This window comes from Mesorhizobium sp. M1C.F.Ca.ET.210.01.1.1 (genome assembly GCF_004791585.1).
Lineage (GTDB): Bacteria > Pseudomonadota > Alphaproteobacteria > Rhizobiales > Rhizobiaceae > Mesorhizobium.
The window spans coordinates 18,207-34,197 of sequence record NZ_SRUU01000013.1 but is presented as its reverse complement, the minus strand read 5'-3'; the positions used below and the strand labels follow the sequence as shown (position 1 = coordinate 34,197).

The window sequence follows — 15,991 nt, the reverse complement described above, 5'->3', positions numbered from 1 at the left end:
CCGCCGACACGCAGGCCTGCGAACCCGCCGGTGGATGGCACCAGCGGGATCTCCAGGATCAGAATGGATAGTGCTGGCCCGGATCCTCGATCGTGACCCAGCGCAGGTCGGTGAACTCGGCGATCGACGCCTTGCCGCCGAAACGACCGTAGCCGGAACCTTTCACACCTCCGAACGGCATCTGCGCCTCATCGCCGACGGTCGGGCCGTTGATGTGGCAGATGCCGGCCTGGATGCGTGCGGCGACTGCCATGGCACGGCGGATGTCGCGGCTGAAGACGGCGGACGACAGACCGTACTCGGTGTCGTTGGCGACGCGCACCGCTTCGTCTTCGCCCTTGACCCGGATCACCGGCTTGACCGGGCCGAAGGATTCTTCCGCGTAGACGCGCATGTCAGGTGTCACGTGGTCGAGCAGCGTCGCTTCCACGACGGTGCCAATGCGTTTGCCGCCGGCAGCGAGCTTCGCGCCCTTCGAGGTCGCATCGGCGATCAGCTCCTCCATTTTGTCGGCGGCTTGGCTGCTGATAAGCGAGCCCAGCACGACATGGCCACGCGGATCGCCGGCCGGAAGCTGCGCTGCGCGAGCTGCGAGCCTGGCAACGAATTCGTCGGCGATTTTTTCGTCGACGATCAGGCGCTCGGTCGACATGCAGATCTGGCCCTGGTGCATGAATGCGCCGAAGGTCGCGGCGTTCACCGCGGCGTCGATGTCGGCATCGTCCAGCACCACCAGCGGCGCCTTGCCGCCGAGTTCGAGCAGCGCCGGCTTCAGGTGCCGGCCGGAGAGCTCGGCAATGATCCGTCCGACCTTGGTCGAGCCGGTGAAGTTGACGCGCTTGACCGCCAGATGCGCGATCAGCGCATCGACGATTGCCGCCGCGTCCTTCGGGTCGTTGGAGACGACATTGACGACACCCTTCGGCAGGCCGGCCTCGACCAGCACCTGGCCGATCAGCCGATGGGTGCCGGGGCACATCTCCGAGGCCTTCAGCACCACTGTGTTGCCGCAGGCGAGCGGCATGGCGAGAGCGCGGGTGCCGAGGATCACCGGCGCGTTCCATGGCGCGATGCCGAGGCAGACACCGGCCGGCTGGCGGATCGCCATGGCGAGCGTGCCGGGCTTGTCGGAGGGGATGACCTCGCCAGAGATCTGCGTCGTCATGGCGGCTGCCTCGCGCAACATGTTGGAAGCCAGCATGACATTGAAGCCGGCCCAAGGGGCGGTCGCGCCGGTCTCCTCTATCATCAGCTTCGTGAATTCACCGACTTTGGAAGCCATGACATCGGCCGCCTTGGACAGCAGGGCGCGGCGCTCGCCCGGCCCGGTCTTCGACCAGGCAGGGAAGGCGGCGGCCGCCGCATCGACGGCGGCAGTGGCGTCGGCAATGCTTGCCGCCGCGGCGCGCGTCGCCAGCTTGCCGGTGAACGGGTCCAGGCGCTCGAACGAGGCTTTGCCGGTTGCCGCCCGTTCGTCGCCGTCGATCAGAAGTCCGATGTCCATGAGTCTCTCCTTGCTCGCGGTGGAGCGTCGCAAATCAAAAGCCGAGCACCTCGGCGTTGATCGATGCTTCAAGGCCGCCGTCGACCGGCAGGTTCGCGCCATTGATCCAGCGCGCGCCGTCCGAGCACAGGAACAGCACCGCCGGCGCGATGTCACCCGATGTGCCGGCGCGGCCGACTCTCGCAATGTCGCTGTCGACGCGGGCGTCGCCGAGCACGGTGCGGAACTGCTTCAGGATCGGCGTCTCGACCGGGCCGGGGCTCACGGCATTGACGCGGATGCCGCGGCTCTTGAACAGCTCCTGATGCGCGGCGCGGAAGGTCCACAAAAGCAGCAGTTCCTTCGAGACCGGATAGCCTTCCTCGTCCTTGACGGCATGGTCGGCGATCACTCTGGCGACGTCGGGAAAGCCTTCGACGCCGATCATCGAGGCGGCGCGGTTAAGGTTGGCGCGCCAGCCGAAACCGGCGATCGAGGCGACGTTGACGATGGCGCCGCCTTCGCGAAGTTTTGGCGCCAGCGCCTCCGAGAGCGCCCGCAGGCCGTAGAAGTTGACGGCGAGCGTCGCCGCCGCGCCGGTGTTGCCGGAGAGGCCGGCGACGTTGCAGAGTGCATCGATGCGTTGCGGTAGCTGCGAGACCAGGTCATCGACGCCGAGCTTGGACGAGATGTCGGCCTTGACGAAGACGCCCTGGTGTCCGCCCGGCTCGCGCAGGTCGACGCCGATCACGTCCGCACCAAGCTGGCCCGCGAGTTCAGCTGCGCGGGCGCCGATACCCGAGGCGGCGCCGGTGATAAGGATCGTCTTGCCGAACAGCATGCTCACGCCTTCTCCCGAGATGTCGTTGTCTGCCCCAGCGAAGTGATCTCGCCAGTTGTGTCCATGGCGTTGACAGGAGGCTTGACGCGGTAGCCGACCGACAGCAGGCGCCAGCCGAGGCGCTCTTCCAGCGTGCCCCACAGGCCGCGCGGCAACAGCAGCGAGAACACAAGTGCCGTCGCGCCGAGCCCGACCAGGTACCAGACGCCGGTGCTGCCGAACCAGGTCTCAATGAGGAAGAACAGCAGAGCGCCGAGGATGGCGCCCTCGAAGGTGCCGATGCCGCCGACCAGCACCATGAAGACCATGTAGGCGGTCCACTGCACGCTGAAATAGGTTTTGGGCTGGAAGGTGATTGCGGTCGCCAGCCACAGCGCGCCGGCGACGCCGATGCCGAAGGCGGCGAGAACGAAGAGCAGCCGCTTGGTGCCGGTGACGCGCACGCCGACGGAAGCGGCCGCATCCTCATTGTCGCGGATGGCGCGGATCGCAGCACCCGTGCTGCCGCGCAGCAGGCCGAACAGGATGGCGAGCAGCGCCGTCATCGCGGCCAGCGCCAGCCAATAGACCGTCACGCGTCTGGTCGACGCATCGTAGACGTTGAGCGAGATCAGCGAGGTGCCGGTCTCGCCCTGGATCAGCCGGTCCAGGTTGACGAGTAGATGGGTGAGCGCGGCGATCACCCACATGCCGATGGCGAACTCGCCGTTCTTCAAACGAAGCATGAACAGCGAGATCGGCCACGACACCATGCCGACGATGACAGCCGACACAAAGAGCGAGATGAAAGGATTGAGCCCGGCATTGGCCAGCCGAATGGCGAAATAGGCGCCGAGGCCGAAGAACACCTGCTGGCCGACCGAAACCAGCCCGCCGAAGCCGGCGAGCGCATTCCACATGGCGGCCAGGATCACATAAATGAACAGCGCGGTCATGCGGTCGACTGCGCCGGCCGAGAGGAACTGCGGCGCGATCGCGAGCAGCACGATGATGGCGGCGACGCCAGTTCCGGCGACGCGTGAAGCGGCGGTGCCGCGCTCGATGATCGGGGAGACGGCGCTCATGACGTCTTCCCCATGGAGAGGCGCAGCAGACCTCGCAGGCCAAGGCCGGACATGTAGAGCCGGATGAACAGCACGATCAGGAAGGCGACATGGCCGCCGATGAGAAAACCTTGCGGATGGACCTTGGCGCCGAGCGTCTGCGCCAGCGCCAAGATGATGCCACCGATCAGCGTGCCCCAGAGCGAGCCGGCGCCACCGATGACAGCCGCCTCGAAAGCGAACAGCAATTGCGTGGCGCCGGCATAGGGATCAAAGGTGGCGCGCATGCCGAGGAAGGCGCCGGCGAGGCCCACGCTCACCATGGCGATCGCGGCGGCGATGGCGTTGGCGCGCCGCGCATCGACGCCGACCAGACCAGCGGTGTCTGGGTCTTCCGATGTGGCGCGGATCGAGCGGCCGAGCCCGGTGCGGGTGAGGAACAGTTGCAATCCGCCGAGCAGAACGACGGCCGCGACGAAGATGACGACCGCCAGCTTGCCGACATAGATGCCGCCCGGCCATTCCCAGGAATCGTAGGACAGGCTGCCGATGAAGGGCGCCAGCGAGCGCGTGTCGGCGCCGAACTGCTCGAACAGCAGATTGTCGATCACAATCGCCAAGCCGAACGTCGTCAGGATCGGCAGCAGCGCGCCGCCGCGCGCGCTGCGTTCGAGCAGGAAACGCTGCAACGCCCAGCCGATTGCGGCCATCAACGGCAGCACGATGATGAGGCCGAGGAATGGCGAAATGTGGAAGCGCGACGCCAGCAGCCACAGCGCAAAGGCCGACAGTACGGCGAGACTGCCATGGGCGAGGTTGATGATGCGCATCACCGAAAACATGAAGGAGAGGCCGCAGGCGATCAGCGCGTAGTAGCCGCCGAGCAGGATGCCCTGGACGATCTGGTTGCTCATGCCGGAACACCCCCGGCGCTTTTCCGGTGCAGCCCGAAATAGGCCTTCGTCACGTCCTCGCGAGAGACATTCTTGCTATCTCCGGTGAGCGCGATCCGCCCCTCCAGCATGCAAATGACCTTGTTGGAGACGGAGAGCGCCCGATTGAGGTCCTGCTCGACGAGGATGATCGTCGTGCCGGAACTGATCAGCCCCTGCAGCGAGGCATAGACACGATCGACGACCAGCGGCGACAGGCCGAGCGAGACCTCGTCGAGCAAGAGCAGTTCAGGATTGCTCATCAGAGCGCGGCCGATGGCGGTCGCCTGCTGCTCGCCGCCGGAGAGATGCCCGGCCTTGGCGTGGCGGCGCGGCTTGAGGTTCGGGAAGGTCTCGAGCACCTTGTCGACGTTCCAGTCCCCCGGCCGACCCGCCGTGCGGCCAAGCAGAAGGTTTTCCTCCACCGACATTTGCACGAAGAGCCGCCGGCCTTCCGGCACCAATGCGATGCCTCCGCGAACACGCTCATGCGAAGGCACGCCTGTAAGGTCGGTTCCATCGAACAGGATGCGGCCGGAGGCGGCCTGGTGCGCCCCGGCGATCGCCCGAAGCAGAGTCGTTTTGCCGGCGCCGTTGGCGCCGACCAGCGCCAGTGTTTCGCCGCGCTCGACGCTGAAGCTGACACCGCGCACCGCCTGCAGAAGGCCATGGCGGACAACGAGATCCTCGACCGACAGCAGGCTCATTTCGGGCCCCCGCCGAGGTAGGCGCCGATCACCTGCGGATCGGCCATCACTGCCTGCGGATCGCCGTCGGCAATGATCTTTCCCGCATCCATGCAGATCAGCCGTTCAGCCACCTGCAAGAGGATGTGGACGATATGCTCGATCCAGACGATGCCTATTCTGCGGTGGCGCAATTCGCGGATGGTCTCGACCAGTTCGCCGGCCTCGCCGTCGGTCAGCCCGCCGCCGATCTCATCGAGCAGGAGCAGCGTCGGCTTCGCCGCGAGCGCACGGGCGAGTTCCAGCCGCTTGCGGTCGAGCAGGCCCAGCGTCTCGGCGCGCCGGTTGGCAACGCCCAGCATGCCGCAGAGCTTCAGCGAGCCAAGCGCTTCCTCATAGGCCTCATCGCGGCCAAGGCCGGCGCCATGCGAGGCGGCGACGAAGACGTTCTCGAAAGCGGTCATGCCGCCGAAGGGCTTCGGCACCTGATGCGTGCGCACGAGCCCCAGTCGGCAGCGCTGCGTTGCCGGCAGCGACGTCACGTCGCCGCCCTTGAAGGCGATGGTGCCGGCGCTCGGCGGATAGGCGCCGGAAAGCACGCTGAGCAGCGTCGTCTTGCCGGCGCCGTTCGGGCCGACAATGCCGACAGCCTGGTCGGCTTTCATGGCGAAGTCGATATCGTCCAGCACGACCAGCGCGCCGAAGCGCTTGTGGATACCGGTGGCACTGAGGATCGCACCGTTTGGCGAAGTGGTCACGATGCGATTCCCAACGGATCAGCCGTTATACGGCTGGAGCTTGGCTTCGACCGGCACCTTTGGGTCGGTGGCGTTCTCGGTCACGACGTAGTCGAGCGGGAACTTGCCGCCTTCCTTGGCGGCCACCCATTGCGTGCCGATGATCGGGCCGGGCGAGACATTGGCGACCGGGCCGCTGGTGAAGTCGACCTTGCCGATCATGGTCTCGGTCTTGAGCGTGCTCAGCGCCTTGGCCACCGCCGCCTTGTCCTTGGCGTTGGCGCTCGCTTTCAGGGCTTCGAAGCCGGCGTCGAGCAGCGACATCGAGGCGCCGAGCTGCTGCGTCCATTGCTTGCCGCTCGCTGCCTCGTAGCCGTCGGCGAGCTCGGTACCTGAAACGCCGGTCAGCGGTGACTTGTAGGGAAAGGCCTTATGCCAGTAGGCGGCGCTCGAAAGCTTCATGCCGAGATCACCCAGCGCCTCGATATCGGACGGGAACAGGCCGGTCTTGGCGACCTGGGCGATCTTGATCTGCCTTGTCAGGCCCTGCTGCGCGGCCTGCCGCCAGAAGGCGGCGAAATCCGGCGGGATCGGGAAGGAGTTGAAGATCTCGACGCCTTCTTGCTTGAACAGCGCGATCTGCGAGGAATAGTCGGTCGTGCCGGTCTCATAGGCGCCGGGATCGACGATGGTGAAACCCTGCTTGGCGAGCAGCGGCGCCAGATGAGCGCGGATGGCGTTGCCGTCGGCGTCGTTGGGATACATGACGCCGACCTTCCTGTTGGTCTCGATCAGGTTCCACTGCGAGATATAGGCCTTGAAGAATTCCTCGACGCCGAAGCCGAAATGATAGGTCCATTTGAAGGGCGAGGGCGCGCCGGGCTTGGCGCCGCGGCCGAAATACCAGGCCTCCCACGGCATCACGGTGGACAGGCACGGCACTCCGGCAGCTTCGCAGGCGTCGGCCACCGGGTTGATGACCTCCGGCGTCGAGACCGCGAGCATCAGGTCGATCGCCTGGTTGTTGATCAGGTCCTTGGCAAGCTGGCCGGCGCGGGACGGATCGGACTGCGTGTCCTGATCGAGTATCTCGACGCTGTATTTCTTGCCGCCGAGCTCGACGCCGTTGGCCAGAGCCTTGCGGGCAAGGTCGAGCACGTAGCCGTCGGTTTCGCCGAAGCCGGCAAGCGGGCCAGTGCGTGGGCTGACGAAACCGACCTTGAGCGTGTCGGCGGCCTGGGCAAACGCCCTGCCGCGGCCGAATGCTAGTGCCGCGCCGCCGGCCACCGAAGTGGCGATGAACTGGCGTCGTGAAATGCCGGAAATTGCGGTTTTGCCGCCGATAGCGTTGGACATCTGCTCCTCCCTCAGGGGCCATTCCATGCGGCGGCAATCCGGTTTCCCGGTTGCAGCCAGATGGCGCGGCTTTCGATCCTCCGCAGCCACATTGCACTAGCGGTTTGGTTCGGTAAAATGATATTTTGCGGTGTTTCATTAACCGCAAGGTTAGTGAATTCGAAACTGATCAGCCGATCGTCAGGCGTGATGCCGCGCCGCCTCGCGAATGGTCTGCAGCAGGATAGTGAAGGCGGGCGAGGGGGCGGTGTCGGTGCGCATGGTCAGGCCGACCGGTCCCTTGGTTTCCTCGGTGTCGACGGGCAAGGCGACGAAGGCGCCGCTGGCGATCTCATTGGCGACCACGCCGGCCGAGATGATCCAGACAGCATTGCTCTGGCGCATGAAGGCGCGGCCGAAGGAGTCCGAAACGGTTTCGATTTCGGTGGCTGGCGCGGTCAAGCCATTGGTGATGAAGAGACGGTCGACGAAGGGACGGATGACGGATTCCCTTGTCGGCATCAGCACTGGAAATTCGTCGAGACGGGCGAAGATGTCCGCGCCCGGTTCCGATAGGGGATGCCCGGCCCGCACCACGAACAGAACCTGTTCGGAATAGAGATGCTCGAAGAAGAAGCCGGTCATTTTTTCCGGAGCCGCGAGGCGGCCGACGACGAGGTCGAGGGCGCCGACGCGCAGTTGTTCGAGCAGCACCGCATTCTCGCCGGTGACGATCTTGATCGCGGCGCTCGTGTTCTCCTGGAGGAAGAGAGTCATTGCCAGCGGCATCACCCGCGCCGAGACGGTCGGCAGCGCGCCGATGCGGATTGGATGGCGGTTCAGCGCGCCGTCCTGCCTGACGGAATCGACGCCGCGCTTTAGCGCCGAGATTGCCGAGCCGGCATGGCCGAGGAAGATTTCGCCGTGCCGCGTTACGCGGATGCCGCGGCCGTCGCGCTCGACCACGGCGATGCCGAGCGCCTCCTCCAGTTCACGCAACGTCTTGGTCACCGCCGGCGCGCTGACATGCAGAAGGTCGGCGGCGCGCGCCACGCTTCCTTGCCGCGCAACCTCGAGGAATGTTTGCAAATGGCGGAAGCGGATTCGGCTCTCGGCCATGGTTCGATAACCCCGTAGTTAATGAAACGCCGCAAAATATCATTTTACCGAACCAAATAGCTCGTGCAATGTGGCTTTGGAGGATTGAAATCGTGCCATTCGTAAGCATCGGCGGCGTCACGCTGCATCATCGCGCCATCGAGGCGACCGGCACTTCGCGCCCGATCATCTTCATCAATTCGCTCGGCACCGACTTCCGGATCTGGGACGACATCGTCGCGCAGCTTGCCGGCGAAATGCCGATGCTCGTCTACGACAAGCGTGGCCATGGGCTCTCCGATATCGGCGGCGGCGTGCGCTCGATCGACGATCATGTCGACGATCTGAGTGCGCTCATCGATCATTTTGGCCTCGACAAGGTCGTACTTTGCGGTTTGTCAGTCGGCGGTATGGTGGCGCAGCGGCTCCATGCCCGCCGCCCGGAGATCGTGGAGGCCCTGATTCTGAGCGACACTGCGCACAAGATCGGCACGGCCGAAAGTTGGAATGCGCGTATCGCAACGCTCGAGCGCGACGGCATCGAGGCGATTGCCGACGGCATCATGAAAGTGTGGTTCACGCCGGATTTCCATACCAACCGCGCCGCCGAGCTTGCCGGCTGCCGCAATATGCTGACCAGGCAGGCGCTGCCCGGCTATATCGGCACCTGCATGGCGGTGCGCGACGCCGATTTCACCGACAGCGCGCGCCGCATCGCGGCGCCGACGCTCTGCATCGTCGGCGACCGGGACGGCTCGACGCCGCCCGATCTCGTTCGTTCTTTTTCCGAGCTGATCCCCGGCGCGCGCTTCGAAGTGATCCGCGGTGCCGGGCACATTCCCTGCATCGAGCAGCCCGACGCGCTCGCCAACCTGATCCGCGACTTCGTCGCGTCGTTGCCTGAGGGAAAGCATGCCCATGGATGACGTCTCCAAGAACGAAAACCGATACCGGACCGGGCTCGAGGTCCGCCGCTCCGTGCTCGGCGACCCGCATGTCGACCGCGCCGAGGATGCGGCGACCGAATTCGACCGGCCGTTCCAGCAGCTGATCACCGAGGCTGCCTGGGGAACGGTGTGGGCGCGTCCCGGCCTGTCGAAGCGCGAGCGATCGATCGTGACGCTGGCGCTGCTTGCAGCACTCGGTCATGACGAGGAGGTGGCAATGCATGTGCGCGCGACCGCCAACACGGGCGCATCGCGCGACGATATCTGCGAAGCCTTCCTGCATGTCGCGATCTATGCCGGCGTGCCGGCGGCCAACCGCGCCTTCAAGATCGCCAAGGAGGTGTTCGCACAGATGGACGACGCCCATGCGTGAGCCCGGCTCCAACCGGACGCCGGAAACCGGCGCCTTCTACCAGCGCGACCGCCAATGGCATCCGCCGGCGTTCACGCCGAACTATAAGAGCTCGGTGCTGCGCTCGCCGCAGAAGGCGTTGATCGCCTTCGACAACACGCTGTCGGAACTCACTGGCCCGGCGTTCGGCCATGCCATGCTCGGCGAGCTCGACAACGACCTGATCCACAATTTCGCGAGACCCGGCGAGAGCCCCATCGGCGAGCGCATCATCGTCCATGGACGCGTGCTCGACGAGCGCGGCAAAGGTGTGCCCGGCGTGCTGCTCGAATTCTGGCAGGCCAATGCCGGCGGTCGCTACCGTCACAAGAAGGATGGATATCTCGCGCCGCTCGATCCAAATTTCGGCGGCTGCGGCCGCACTATCACCGGCGAGGACGGCGGCTATGCCTTTCGCACGGTCAGGCCCGGGCCCTATCCTTGGCCGAACGGCCCGAATGACTGGCGTCCGGCGCACATCCATTTTTCCGCGTTCGGCCATGGCTTTGCGCAGCGGCTGATCACGCAGATGTATTTCGAAGGCGATCCGCTGATCTGGCGCTGTCCGATCGTCGGCGGCATTTCCAACAAGGCTGCCATCGAAGCGCTGATCGCCGCGCTCGACATGCAGGCGACGATGCCGATGGACGCGCTTGCCTACAAGTTCGACATCGTGCTGCGCGGGCGGCGCTCGACGCTGTTCGAGAACAGACCGGAGGGCAATTGATGACACAGTCGCTCGACCGGCTGAAGGAGAGCCCTTCGCAGACTGCCGGACCCTATGTGCATATCGGGCTGACGCCCAATTTCTGCGGCATCGGCGGCGTCTATGACAGCGATCTTGGCTCCGAGATGGTCAACGAGCAGACCAAGGGTGAGCGCATCGAATTGCGCATCCGCGTGCTTGACGGCACCGGCACGCCGCTCAAGGACGCGCTGATCGAGATCTGGCAGGCGGATGCCGACGGCCTCTACAATTCGCCCGCCGAATTGCGCGGTACGGCCAATCCGGACTTTTTGGGCTGGGGCCGCCAGCCGACAGATACGGAAACCGGTGTCTGCCGGTTCCACACGATCAAGCCCGGCCGTGTGCCGTTCCGCGACGGCCGGCTGATGGCGCCGCATATCAGCCTGTGGATCGTGGCGCGCGGCATCAATATCGGCCTCAACACGCGGCTCTATTTCTCCGACGAGGAAAAGGCCAACGCGGAGGACCCGATCCTTGCCCGCATCGAGCACCGGGTGCGCGTGCCGACGCTGATCGCCGAGCGCCAGGGCGATGCTTATGTCTTCGACGTCCACCTGCAGGGCGAGAAGGAGACGGTCTTCTTCGACAGCTGACCGGCCGCGACATGACCGTATCGCCGTTTGACCATCCGCTGCTCTCAGGCCTGCTCGGCGACGAGGAGGCGGCAAGGCATTTTTCGGTGGAAGCCGACATCGACGCCATGCTCGGTTTCGAGCGGGCGCTGGCCGAGGCTGAGGCCGAGTGCGGTGTGATTTCCGAAGACGCCGCAACGGCAATCGGCTCAGCGCTGGCATCGTTCCGGCTCGATACGGCCAAGCTCAGAGCCGGCGTTGCCAGGGACGGTGTCGTGGTGCCGGAGCTGGTACGCCAGATCCAGGCAGCCGTCGGCGAGCCACACAATGCCGTCGTTCATTTCGGCGCAACCAGCCAGGACGTCATCGATAGCTCGCTGGTGCTCAGGCTGCGCGGCGCGGTCGACCACATCGGCCTGCTGCTCAGCGAGAACATCGTGCGGCTCGCCAACCTCGAACAGGAGTTCGGGGGCAGGGCACTGATGGCGACGACGCGCATGCAGCCGGCAATTCCTATGACAGTCCAGGATCGGATCGTTTCGTGGCGGGCGCCGCTCGAGCGCCACCAGCAGCGCCTGAAGGAACAGTCCAGCCGGCTGTTCGTGGTGCAGTTCGGCGGCGCCGCCGGCACGCTGGAAAAACTCGGCGACAAAGCACCGGCTGTGCGCGCGGCGCTCGCCGCCAAACTCGGCCTTGGCGATGCACCGCAGTGGCAAAGCCAGCGCGATGCGCTGGCCGAGTTCGCCGGCTGGCTGTCGCTCACCACCGGCAGTCTCGGCAAGTTCGGCCAGGACATCGCGCTGATGGCGCAGGCCGGCAAAGACATAAAGCTTTCAGGCGGCGGCGGCTCGTCGACGATGCCGCACAAGCAGAACCCGGTGAAGGCGGAGGCGCTGACAGGGCTCGCGCGATTCAATGCCACCCAGCTTGCCGGCATGCACCAGGCGCTGGTGCATGAGCAGGAGCGGTCGGGCGCCGCCTGGACGCTGGAATGGCTTGTCCTGCCGCAGATGGTGGTGGCGACAGCGGCGGCCTTGCGACAGGCCGCGGAACTTGCAGGACAGATCGAAAGTCTCGGACACTGATGCGCACACAAATCGTTATCGTCGGCTCGGGCCCCTCCGGCCTGCTGCTCGGCCAGTTGCTTGCAACCATCGGCATCGAGACGATCATCCTCGAACGCTCAAGCCGCGAGCACGTGCTTGGCCGCGTGCGCGCCGGCGTGCTCGAACAGGGTACGGTCGACCTGCTCAGCGAAGCGGGTGCCGCGGACAGGCTCCATGCCGAAGGCCTGCCGCATTCCGGCATTTCGCTCGCCTTCGACGGCAGATTGCATCGTATCGATCTCACCGCGCTCACCGGCGGCAAGCACGTCACCGTCTACGGCCAGACCGAGGTGACGCATGATCTGATGGACAAGCGCGAGGCAGCGGGGCTCGTCACCGTTTACGAAGCCGCCAATGTGGCGCTGCACGATTTCGACGGCGCGTCACCTTTCGTCACTTACTGCAAGGACGGCGTCACGCATCGCATCGACTGCGACTTCATCGCCGGCTGCGACGGCTATCACGGCGTCAGCCGCCGCTCGGTGCCGGAAGGCGCGCTGAGGACCTTCGAGCGGCAATATCCGTTCGGCTGGCTGGGCGTGCTGGCGGAGGTGCCGCCGGCCGATCATGAGCTGATCTACGCCAATCACGAGCGGGGCTTTGCGCTATGCTCGATGCGCTCGCCGCACCGCAGCCGCTACTATGTGCAGGTCCCCGCCGATGAGCGCGTCGAGGCCTGGTCCGACGACCGTTTTTGGGACGAGCTCAGACGCCGGCTGCCGTCGCAGACTGCTGCTGCCATCACCACCGGCCCATCCTTCGAAAAGTCGATCGCGCCGCTGCGCTCCTTCGTTGCCGAGCCGATGCGTTTCGGCCGGCTGTTCCTGGTCGGCGACGCCGCCCATATCGTGCCGCCGACGGGCGCGAAGGGCCTCAACCTCGCTGCCAGCGACGTGCGCTATCTCTTTGCCGGGCTTCGTGAATTCTTTTCCGACAAATCGCAAGCAGGGCTCGACGCCTATTCAGCCAGGGCGCTGGCGCGTGTGTGGAAAGCGGTGCGCTTCTCCTGGTGGATGACGACGATCCTGCACCGCTTTCCGGAGACAGGTGCGTTCGGCCAGCGCATCCAGGAAGCCGAGCTCGACTATCTTGTGCACTCGAAGGCGGCCTCGACGGCACTAGCCGAAAACTACGTCGGCCTGCCGTACTGATCGATTGGAGCGGTCAAACCCGTTCCAGCGCGATCGCAATCCCCTGGCCGACGCCGATGCACATGGTCGCGAGCGCATAGCGGCCGCCGCGCTCGCGCAGCTCCAGCGCTGCCGTGCCAGTGATGCGGGCGCCGGACATGCCGAGCGGATGGCCAAGCGCGATGGCGCCGCCGTTCGGATTGACGTGTGCTGCGTCCTCGGCGATGCCGAGCTGGCGCAGCACCGCGATGCCTTGCGAGGCGAAGGCTTCGTTCAATTCGACGACATCGAACTGGTCTGGTTTGAGGCCGAGCCGGGCGCAGAGTTTCTTCGTGGCCGGCGCCGGGCCGATGCCCATGATGCGCGGGTCGACACCAGCCGTGGCACCCCCAAGGATGCGGGCGATCGGCGTCAGGCCGTATTTTTTCGCCACCGCTTCTGAAGCAATGATGAGGGCGGCCGCGCCGTCGTTGACGCCGGAGGCATTGCCGGCCGTCACCGTGCCGCCTTGGCGAAACGGCGTCGGCAGTTTGGCCAGCGTCTCGATGGTCGTGCCGGCGCGCGGATGTTCATCCTTCGACACCACGACCGGATCGCCTTTCTTCTGCGAGATCGTCACCGGCGTGGTCTCCTTCGCCAGCCGGCCGCTGGCTTGCGCCGCGACCGCCTTGTCCTGGCTGCGCACGGCAAAAGCGTCCTGGTCAGCTCTGCTGACGGAAAAATCCTCGGCGACGTTCTCGCCCGTCTCCGGCATGGAATCGACGCCGTACTGCTTCTTCATCAGCGGGTTGATGAAGCGCCAGCCGATGGTGGTGTCGTAAATCTCGGCATGGCGTGAGAAGGCGGTGTCGGCCTTCGGCATCACGAAAGGCGCGCGGCTCATCGATTCCACACCGCCGGCAATCATCAGCTCGGCCTCGCCCGCCTTGATGGCGCGCGCGGCGATGGTGACGGCATCCATGCCCGAGCCGCAGAGACGATTTACGGTCGAGCCGGGGATTTCCTGCGGGAGGCCAGCAAGCAGCAGCGCCATGCGCGCGACGTTGCGGTTGTCCTCGCCGGCCTGGTTGGCGCAGCCATAGACGACATCGTCGACAGCCGCCCAGTCGACGCCCGAGTTGCGTTCGACCAACGCCTTCAGCGGGATGGCGGCGAGATCGTCGGCGCGCACCGAGGACAGCACGCCGCCGAAGCGGCCGATCGGCGTGCGGATGTAGTCGTAGATGAAGGCGTCAGTCATTTATGCGGCTTTCCCTTTGGCGGTCCCCTCATGCGCGGCCTTGGTGCGGGCCTGCAGGTCGCGCAATGTCGTCAGCTCGAGTTCCGTCGGCGCGGGCGTCTCGTCAAGAGCCTCGGCGAATCTTACGACCCAGCCACAGGTCGCCTGGACCTGCTCACGAGTGACGCCCGGATGCAGCGACACAACGGTGAATTCCTTAGTCACGGGGTCCGGCTTCCAGATGGCGAGGTCGGTGATCAAGAGCGTCGGGCCGGCGGTGTCGATGCCAAGGCGCCGGCGGTGGTCGCCGCCTTCGCCGTGGCCGAAGGAGGTGAAGAAATCGATCTTCTCGACCATGCCGCGCTTCGACTGGGCCATGGTGATGTAGACCTCTTTCGACGATGTGGCGATCTCCGGTGCGCCGCCGCCGCCGGGAAGGCGGGTCTTCGGGTGCGCATAGTCGCCGATGACGGTGGTGTTGATGTTGCCGAACTTGTCCAACTGGGCCGCACCCAGGAAGCCGATGGAGATGCGGCCGCCCTGCAGCCAGTAGCGGAACATCTCCGGCACGGCGACCGTGGTGACAGCGGTCTCGCACAATTCGCCGTCGCCAATCGACAACGGCAGGACGTCCGGCGCGGTGCCGATGGTGCCGCTCTCGTAGATCAGCGTGATGTCGGGCGCATGGGTCAGCCGGGCGACGTTGCAGGCGGCCGACGGCGCGCCGATGCCGACGAAGCAGACGTCATCGCTCTTCAGCGCGCGGCTGGCGGCGATCGTCATCATCTCGTTGGGGGTGAAGCCCAAATCCTTGGTGTCGCTCATGCGGCTTTCCTCAGATGCTCAACGCGGGCGGCAAAGTCGTCTGCCTTGGCCTCGAGGACGTTCTTCTGCATCCAGGCCTGGAAACGGTCGCGATCGGCGGCGATCTCGTCCCATTCGAGGTAGGCGGCGTTGTCGCGTTCGTAATAGCCATGCGTGTAGGAGGGGTGCGAGCCGCCCGGCACGACCGAGATCGCCGCGATCGTCCAGTTCGGCAGCACGGTGAGATTGGGGTGGAGATCGTCGAAACTGTCGACCACTTCCTCGACCGTCACCACCGCGCGCTTTGCCGAAAGCACGGCTTCCTTTTGGATGCCGATGATGCCTTCGACGAGCACATTGCCTTTGCGATCGGCCTTCTGCGCGTGGATGAAGGTGACGTCGGGCCGGATCGCCGGAACGGCGGCCAGCACTTCGCCGGTGAACGGGCAGGTGACGGATTTGATGTTCGGATTGACTGTGGCGAGACCGGCGCCGCGATAGCCGCGGAACACCGCGCAGGGCAGGCCGGCCGCACCCGCGTCATAGGCGTTGGCCATGCCGGCGTGGCTATGCTCCTCGACCTCGATTGCTCGCGGAAAGCCGTTCTCGATAGCGTCGCGGGCGCGCCTAAGCAGGCCGACGCCCGGATTGCCCACGTAGGAGAAGACGATCTTCTTGGCCATGCCCATGCCGATCATCTGGTCGTAGATCAGATCGGGCGTCATGCGGATCAGCGTCAGGTCGCGAAGGCCCTGGCGGATCGCCTCATGCGCGGCGGCGGTAGGGATCAGGTGGGTGAAGCCTTCGAAGGCGACCGTATCGCCATCATGCAAATTCTCTGCGACGGCCTCTTGCAGCGGCAGGAACTTGACCATCGTGACGCCTCCGAAAAGTTCGCATTGCGAACATTAGTTTTGTA

The 15,991-nt window shown here is 65.4% G+C and carries 17 protein-coding genes; 6 read left to right on the top strand and 11 right to left on the bottom strand.

What is annotated here, in order from left to right:
• Positions 1–58: 58 nt before the first annotated feature.
• The 8 genes from EN853_RS16445 to pcaQ form a co-directional block, all read right to left on the bottom strand.
• Positions 59–1,504: an aldehyde dehydrogenase gene (locus EN853_RS16445; RefSeq protein WP_127860885.1), complete on the bottom strand. Its 1,446-nt coding sequence runs from the start codon at positions 1,502–1,504 to the stop codon at positions 59–61.
• A 34-nt stretch (positions 1,505–1,538) separates the two neighbouring features.
• Entirely contained in the window at positions 1,539–2,324 is a 786-nt protein-coding gene (locus EN853_RS16440; protein WP_127860934.1) for a coniferyl-alcohol dehydrogenase, read from the bottom strand.
• A 2-nt stretch (positions 2,325–2,326) separates the two neighbouring features.
• The gene (locus EN853_RS16435; RefSeq protein ID WP_127860886.1) at positions 2,327–3,388 is read right to left on the bottom strand and encodes a branched-chain amino acid ABC transporter permease; all 1,062 of its coding nucleotides are present in this window, start codon (positions 3,386–3,388) and stop codon (positions 2,327–2,329) included.
• Positions 3,385–4,281 carry a branched-chain amino acid ABC transporter permease gene (locus EN853_RS16430; RefSeq protein WP_127860887.1) on the bottom strand — a complete coding sequence of 299 codons (897 nt, stop codon included), beginning with the start codon at positions 4,279–4,281 and terminating at the stop codon, positions 3,385–3,387. The genes EN853_RS16435 and EN853_RS16430 overlap by 4 nt, the downstream gene beginning before the upstream one ends.
• Positions 4,278–5,006, bottom strand: a complete 729-nt coding sequence (locus EN853_RS16425) for an ABC transporter ATP-binding protein (RefSeq protein ID WP_127860888.1) — start codon at positions 5,004–5,006, stop codon at positions 4,278–4,280. Before EN853_RS16425 ends, EN853_RS16430 begins: the two co-directional genes overlap by 4 nt.
• Entirely contained in the window at positions 5,003–5,743 is a 741-nt protein-coding gene (locus EN853_RS16420) for an ABC transporter ATP-binding protein (protein ID WP_281061504.1), read from the bottom strand. The genes EN853_RS16425 and EN853_RS16420 overlap by 4 nt, the downstream gene beginning before the upstream one ends.
• 18 nt (positions 5,744–5,761) lie before the next feature.
• Complete coding sequence (locus tag EN853_RS16415; RefSeq protein ID WP_127860890.1) at positions 5,762–7,078, bottom strand: ABC transporter substrate-binding protein; 1,317 nt, start codon at positions 7,076–7,078, stop codon at positions 5,762–5,764.
• 180 nt (positions 7,079–7,258) lie between these two features.
• On the bottom strand, positions 7,259–8,176 hold the full coding sequence (pcaQ, locus tag EN853_RS16410; protein WP_127860891.1) for a pca operon transcription factor PcaQ: 918 nt from the start codon (positions 8,174–8,176) through the stop codon (positions 7,259–7,261).
• Between the two features lie 92 nt (positions 8,177–8,268).
• Between pcaQ and pcaD the strand changes: the two genes are divergently transcribed.
• The 6 genes from pcaD to pobA are packed head-to-tail and all read left to right on the top strand — an operon-like array spanning position 8,269 to position 13,070.
• Positions 8,269–9,081: a 3-oxoadipate enol-lactonase gene (gene pcaD / locus EN853_RS16405; protein ID WP_127860892.1), complete on the top strand. Its 813-nt coding sequence runs from the start codon at positions 8,269–8,271 to the stop codon at positions 9,079–9,081.
• Positions 9,074–9,475, top strand: coding sequence for a 4-carboxymuconolactone decarboxylase (pcaC, locus tag EN853_RS16400; protein WP_127860893.1), 402 nt, complete (start codon positions 9,074–9,076; stop codon positions 9,473–9,475). Before pcaD ends, pcaC begins: the two co-directional genes overlap by 8 nt.
• Positions 9,468–10,220 carry a protocatechuate 3,4-dioxygenase subunit beta gene (pcaH, locus tag EN853_RS16395; RefSeq protein WP_127860894.1) on the top strand — a complete coding sequence of 251 codons (753 nt, stop codon included), beginning with the start codon at positions 9,468–9,470 and terminating at the stop codon, positions 10,218–10,220. The genes pcaC and pcaH overlap by 8 nt, the downstream gene beginning before the upstream one ends.
• Positions 10,220–10,834: a protocatechuate 3,4-dioxygenase subunit alpha gene (gene pcaG / locus EN853_RS16390; RefSeq protein WP_127860895.1), complete on the top strand. Its 615-nt coding sequence runs from the start codon at positions 10,220–10,222 to the stop codon at positions 10,832–10,834. The genes pcaH and pcaG overlap by 1 nt, the downstream gene beginning before the upstream one ends.
• 11 nt (positions 10,835–10,845) lie before the next feature.
• A complete protein-coding gene (locus EN853_RS16385) occupies positions 10,846–11,898 on the top strand; it encodes a 3-carboxy-cis,cis-muconate cycloisomerase (RefSeq protein WP_127860896.1) in 1,053 nt (350 codons plus the stop codon).
• Entirely contained in the window at positions 11,898–13,070 is a 1,173-nt protein-coding gene (gene pobA / locus EN853_RS16380) for a 4-hydroxybenzoate 3-monooxygenase (protein ID WP_127860897.1), read from the top strand. The genes EN853_RS16385 and pobA overlap by 1 nt, the downstream gene beginning before the upstream one ends.
• A 13-nt stretch (positions 13,071–13,083) precedes the next feature.
• Here the strand turns inward: pobA and pcaF are convergent, their stop codons facing one another.
• Genes pcaF through EN853_RS16365 form a run of 3 tightly spaced genes read right to left on the bottom strand, consistent with a single transcriptional unit; the run spans position 13,084 to position 15,947 of the window.
• Positions 13,084–14,289 carry a 3-oxoadipyl-CoA thiolase gene (pcaF, locus tag EN853_RS16375; RefSeq protein WP_127860898.1) on the bottom strand — a complete coding sequence of 402 codons (1,206 nt, stop codon included), beginning with the start codon at positions 14,287–14,289 and terminating at the stop codon, positions 13,084–13,086.
• Positions 14,290–15,093, bottom strand: a complete 804-nt coding sequence (locus EN853_RS16370; RefSeq protein WP_127860899.1) for a CoA-transferase subunit beta — start codon at positions 15,091–15,093, stop codon at positions 14,290–14,292.
• A complete protein-coding gene (locus EN853_RS16365; protein WP_127860900.1) occupies positions 15,090–15,947 on the bottom strand; it encodes a CoA transferase subunit A in 858 nt (285 codons plus the stop codon). Before EN853_RS16365 ends, EN853_RS16370 begins: the two co-directional genes overlap by 4 nt.
• Positions 15,948–15,991: the final 44 nt, after the last annotated feature.

What these genes read in the sequence shown, in the direction of transcription:
- EN853_RS16445 (WP_127860885.1), bottom strand. Translation starts at nt 1,504, where the DNA reads ATGGACATCGGACTTCTGATCGACGGCGACGAACGGGCGGCAACCGGC.
- EN853_RS16440 (WP_127860934.1), bottom strand. Translation starts at nt 2,324, where the DNA reads ATGCTGTTCGGCAAGACGATCCTTATCACCGGCGCCGCCTCGGGTATC.
- EN853_RS16435 (WP_127860886.1), bottom strand. Translation starts at nt 3,388, where the DNA reads ATGAGCGCCGTCTCCCCGATCATCGAGCGCGGCACCGCCGCTTCACGC.
- EN853_RS16430 (WP_127860887.1), bottom strand. Translation starts at nt 4,281, where the DNA reads ATGAGCAACCAGATCGTCCAGGGCATCCTGCTCGGCGGCTACTACGCG.
- EN853_RS16425 (WP_127860888.1), bottom strand. Translation starts at nt 5,006, where the DNA reads ATGAGCCTGCTGTCGGTCGAGGATCTCGTTGTCCGCCATGGCCTTCTG.
- EN853_RS16415 (WP_127860890.1), bottom strand. Translation starts at nt 7,078, where the DNA reads ATGTCCAACGCTATCGGCGGCAAAACCGCAATTTCCGGCATTTCACGA.
- pcaQ (WP_127860891.1), bottom strand. Translation starts at nt 8,176, where the DNA reads ATGGCCGAGAGCCGAATCCGCTTCCGCCATTTGCAAACATTCCTCGAG.
- pcaC (WP_127860893.1), top strand. Translation starts at nt 9,074, where the DNA reads ATGGATGACGTCTCCAAGAACGAAAACCGATACCGGACCGGGCTCGAG.
- pcaH (WP_127860894.1), top strand. Translation starts at nt 9,468, where the DNA reads ATGCGTGAGCCCGGCTCCAACCGGACGCCGGAAACCGGCGCCTTCTAC.
- pcaG (WP_127860895.1), top strand. Translation starts at nt 10,220, where the DNA reads ATGACACAGTCGCTCGACCGGCTGAAGGAGAGCCCTTCGCAGACTGCC.
- EN853_RS16385 (WP_127860896.1), top strand. Translation starts at nt 10,846, where the DNA reads ATGACCGTATCGCCGTTTGACCATCCGCTGCTCTCAGGCCTGCTCGGC.
- pobA (WP_127860897.1), top strand. Translation starts at nt 11,898, where the DNA reads ATGCGCACACAAATCGTTATCGTCGGCTCGGGCCCCTCCGGCCTGCTG.
- pcaF (WP_127860898.1), bottom strand. Translation starts at nt 14,289, where the DNA reads ATGACTGACGCCTTCATCTACGACTACATCCGCACGCCGATCGGCCGC.
- EN853_RS16370 (WP_127860899.1), bottom strand. Translation starts at nt 15,093, where the DNA reads ATGAGCGACACCAAGGATTTGGGCTTCACCCCCAACGAGATGATGACG.
- EN853_RS16365 (WP_127860900.1), bottom strand. Translation starts at nt 15,947, where the DNA reads ATGGTCAAGTTCCTGCCGCTGCAAGAGGCCGTCGCAGAGAATTTGCAT.